This is a genomic window from Armatimonadota bacterium (assembly GCA_020354555.1).
In the GTDB taxonomy this organism is placed as follows: domain Bacteria; phylum Armatimonadota; class Hebobacteria.
In genome coordinates, this window is sequence record CP070648.1 from 14,291 (window position 1) to 18,391 (window position 4,101).

General features: G+C 66.4%; 4 protein-coding genes and 1 tRNA gene. 1 reads left to right on the forward strand and 4 read right to left on the reverse strand.

The window, feature by feature from the left end:
• Nucleotides 1-117: 117 nt before the first annotated feature.
• Nucleotides 118-723 (reverse strand): isoprenylcysteine carboxylmethyltransferase family protein, encoded by a 606-nt coding sequence (locus JSV65_00070; GenBank protein UCH34785.1) that lies wholly within the window; start codon nt 721-723, stop codon nt 118-120.
• 151 nt (nt 724-874) lie between these two features.
• Here JSV65_00070 and JSV65_00075 point away from each other — a divergent pair, with 151 nt between their 5' ends.
• The gene (locus tag JSV65_00075) at nt 875-1,816 is read left to right on the forward strand and encodes a hypothetical protein (GenBank protein ID UCH34786.1); all 942 of its coding nucleotides are present in this window, start codon (nt 875-877) and stop codon (nt 1,814-1,816) included.
• A 96-nt stretch (nt 1,817-1,912) separates the two neighbouring features.
• On the opposite strand, the gene JSV65_00080 is transcribed toward JSV65_00075, so the two are convergent.
• The 3 genes from JSV65_00080 to JSV65_00090 all read right to left on the reverse strand — a co-directional run.
• Entirely contained in the window at nt 1,913-3,202 is a 1,290-nt protein-coding gene (locus tag JSV65_00080; GenBank protein ID UCH34787.1) for a hypothetical protein, read from the reverse strand.
• A 378-nt stretch (nt 3,203-3,580) separates the two neighbouring features.
• Nucleotides 3,581-3,655: transfer RNA gene (locus JSV65_00085), tRNA-Arg, on the reverse strand.
• 159 nt (nt 3,656-3,814) lie between these two features.
• Nucleotides 3,815-4,101: DUF2088 domain-containing protein (locus JSV65_00090; protein UCH34788.1), on the reverse strand; the 287-nt coding region annotated here is incomplete at its 5' end.

Below are 4,101 nucleotides of genomic sequence, written 5' to 3' on the forward strand. Positions count from 1 at the left end.
TCAAGGATTGCCTCCAATGAGGGAACGTCGAGGGCTGTGCAGCAGCCGATCCCCGACCGCACATTCTGCCCCCCGCCGGGCCGCTCCTTCACCCGCCCAGAAGCGGCAAACGGCGGGCTATCCCCACGGGCGCGGGATGAGTCGGCCGGTGCGGCTCATATACGTGCGGTACTCCTCGCCGAAGTGCTCGAGCATCATCCGCTCCTCGCGCGGGATGCGCAGCACGTACAACGGGATCTGTGAAACCAGGAAGGCCGGGCCGGCGATCCAGTTCTGGAGCAGCAGAACCTGCGCCACGCCCCACAGCAGGTGCGCGGTGTACATCGGGTGCCGGACGCGCCGGTACACTCCGTGTGTGACGAGGGACTGCTCCTGTCTCACCTCGACGGTCGGCGACCAACTGCGTCCGAGGTCGGCGTGAGACCTCCAGAGCAGCCACAAGGCGACGGCGAAGAGCGCCGCGCCGCCCCACCCCAGTGATCTCCAGACGTGGTAATCCGCGAATCCCAGCCACCGCGTGAAGACACAGACCAGCGGGATGACCTGCATCCCAAGGAACGTCAGGAACAGCAGAGGTTTCTCCGCAGGCGCGTTGCGGTCAACGGCGACTGCGCCGGGGCGGCGTCGCTGCTCGCGGCGGGCACGGGCGACCCACATCGCGCGGATGACGGCAGCGGCGACCAAACCGAGCAAGAAGACGACTTTGAAAATGCTGTCGAGCACGTGACCGTCCACTTGACGCTGTGGTGAAGCCGACGCCCGCCGATGCAACCTCGCGCAAGGTTCGGGCGCGGGTTCCGGGTAATCTTATCACACCCCATGCTGCCGTGGCATTGGCCACGCAGTGCTCGGTGGCGGGAGAAGGGATGGCGCGATGAGAGAGGTGGCATTCCTGATGACGGCTGCTCTGATCCTCAGCTCGGCGGCTCTGTCGCACTCGGCGTCCTGGGAGTGCGTCACGGAGCACGCGGCTTTCAGCATCCGCGACACGGCCGAGGACGTGGTCTTCGACGGCAGGATGTGGCTGAGCAACGGATACTACTACGACAACGTCCTGACCAGGGATCTGTGGTGTTCGACGGACGGGGCGGAGTGGACTCTGGTCAGTAAGGAGACCCCCTACGACGGCTACAGCGAGATGGTGGTCTATGACGACAGGATGTGGGCGGTCAAGGGGAGCGTGTGGTGTTCCGACGACGGCGCGAACTGGACGGAGGTCTGCGCGAAGACGCCGTTCGGCGTGAGAGGCTACGGGGAAGTCGTGGTGCACGACGGCAAGATGTGGCAGTTGGGCAGTGGCGCTGATGTGTGGTATTCAACCGACGGCAAGGAATGGGTCTGCGCCACGAAGCATGCGCCCTACGGAGCGCGGTCGGCGTGTGCGGTGGCCGCGTTCCGAGGCAAGCTGTGGGTCATGGGGGGATCCAGCGAAGCACGCAGCGACCCGCCCGAGAAGCACTACCCGCAGTTCACGACCCACAACGATGTCTGGTGGTCGGTGGACGGCGCGAACTGGGAGCGCGCGCTGGAACATGCGCCGTGGGCGCCGCGGATGTGGTTCATCTCGAAGGCATACGCCGGGAAGATGTGGATCATCGGCGGGTTCGACAACGCGCACGGCGCGAATCTCGGCGACGTCTGGTACACGGAGGACGGGATGAACTGGCATGAGTTCGTCGCCGAGAGGACCTTTTCGCCGCGGCACGAGCCCACGTGTTACGTGTTTGACGACAGCTTGTGGGTCGTGGCCGGAAACTCGTGGCCGCTCATGAATGATGTGTGGCGGCTGCCGCTTGCTGATGCCCTCGGTCAATGACGTGCGGCGAAGGCGGCGGGGAAGCGGCATCCTCGGTGGGATGGGGGTTTCGCGTGCGACCGGCCGCGCTGGGATTGGCGGAGAGACCGACGCTGCTTACTGAGCGACGTACTGGAGCAGGCCCTCGTAGGTCGGCGCCCCGTCGAAGCGGGCGAAGACGACGACCGGCCCGGCCGCCACAGGCACCGTGCCGGTGAATCGCGAGCCATCCCCTGCGAGACGGACGAACGACTCGCTGGTCAGCACCGCGACATCGCGCGCGGTCGGGACGGTGAGCGCGAAGTCCACCACCTCGCCTGCCCGCAGTGTCTGCGACAGCGCCCCCTCAAGCCGGCAGCTCCGCGCGAGGAATGGGCTGTACGTCTTCGGGAAGCCGCCTCCGCCCTCGGCGGAGGTGGCATTCACCGTGTAATCAAGGACCCATGCGAACTCGTCTCCCCCCGCGTCCGCGCGGCGCGCGAACATGCGGAGCACGTAGGTGCCCGCCGACGGGAATCTCGCGTGGGTGACGAGGCTTTTCCCATCCCGCTCCGTAAACGTGAAGCTCTCTTCCAGCTCTTGCCCGTCACGATAGAGTGACGCGAGCAGCAGCGTCTCGGGCGGGGCATCGATGGTGACGGCGACCGATCCGTCGGCGTCAATCCGGCCTGAGAGGTGGCTGACGAGCCGCAGGCCGCAATCGAAGAAGGGCGGCCGAACCTGGACGAGCTGGAGGTACTCTTGCTCCGAGATGGGCGACTCGACTAACTGCCACTTCGGATCTGCCGGCAGATGGTCGCAGACGAAGACCTCCGGCGCGGCGAGAAAATAGTGCGGAGTGAAGCGCTGCACGAATCTGCCGTGCTCGTCGAGGTATCCCGCGCCCCAGCAGCAGTCCACGAGTTGCCATTCGCCGTCGATCTCGACCGCGTTCCAGGAATGGTTCAGCCACGGCTCTGCATCCGCGTATGCGGCGGGCTGGAACTTCTTGGAGTGTCCGACGATGACTTCCGCGTTCATGCCCGCGGACTCCGCCAAAGCTGCGAAGAGCACGGCGTAGCCGTGGCACACCGCGCGCCGATTGCGAAGCACCGCCTCGGGGTCGAGGCTGTCATCGCGCGCTGCGGCATCGTAAGCGATGTTGGCGGTGATCCAGCGGAAGATGGCGCGAGCTCGTTCGCGCTCATCGCGGTTGGGCATGGTGAGGTAAGCGGACAGCGTGGTCAAACAGGACGTCGCCCACTCAGGCGCGTCCAACGCGTGGGCATCAATGGCGGCTAACTCGTCCGCCGCATCGCCGACGAGCGCCGGCATTTCCGCCTCGCCCATTGCCGGCCCGGCCGGTGCCGGTATGCCGACCTCTGCTGCGACCAATAGCAGCAGTATGCACACGACCCAACGCGCCATCGCTCACCCCGCTCCCATCTATTTCTTCCATATCCAGCGTTGCGGGAGTTGGGTACGGGGCGAGAATTCCGCCGACGGCGGGCTGCTGAGCGTGATTTGGCGTTGTGCTGGCCGTGAAGCAGCAGACGGACCCGATCACGCGGCGCGGGGATGGATGCGCGCGCGGCGCTCCATAAGCGTGGGCTGGAATCAGAGGGGCGGCGGCGCGGAGGAGGCAGCCGGTTGACCGGCGTGGCGGTCGGGCTCGCACAGAAGGCGCCCCACGCGTTGACCGAACGGTGTCGAGGTGCAGGGGGAGGGCAATCTCGGGGTGGGAAAGCGCAATCCCGGCGCTAGCCGGGCGTCTGTCGTCTCTCAGATTCCTCAGTCAGCGTCTCGTGGTACCCCTGGCAGGATTCGAACCTGCGATCCGGGCTCCGGAGGCCCGTGCCTTATCCACTTGGCCACAGGGGCACGTCGAACGAAAGCCGGTCAGCTCTTGCCACTTGGGACAGCGGGGACATTAGGATTATAGTCGGCGCCCGCAGCGGTGTCAACGCGGGGCGGCGCTCATCGTGAGCCGGGCTCGCCCCAATCAGAACACCATCCCCCGGGGCCGAGGATCGGCCGCACCTATACCGGACGCGCGATGCCGAGAAGGTTCCCCTGGCGATCGAATCGCAGCGGGCGCGGCGCGCCCAGGAAGTCCAGGCCGCGCCGACGCGCTTCGCTTTCCAGCGCAGGAGAGATCCACAGGTCGCCGACGTGCGACGTGTCCCGGACGCGCAGACTGCGCAGGTCTTCCGGCGCCCGGCTCTGGCCGACGGTCACTGCGGCCGCGATTGCCTCGCGGTCGCTGTCCATGACGAGCGGCAACTTGGCGCGCTCGAGGAAGCCGCTCGTCATCGAGTTGGCCTTGA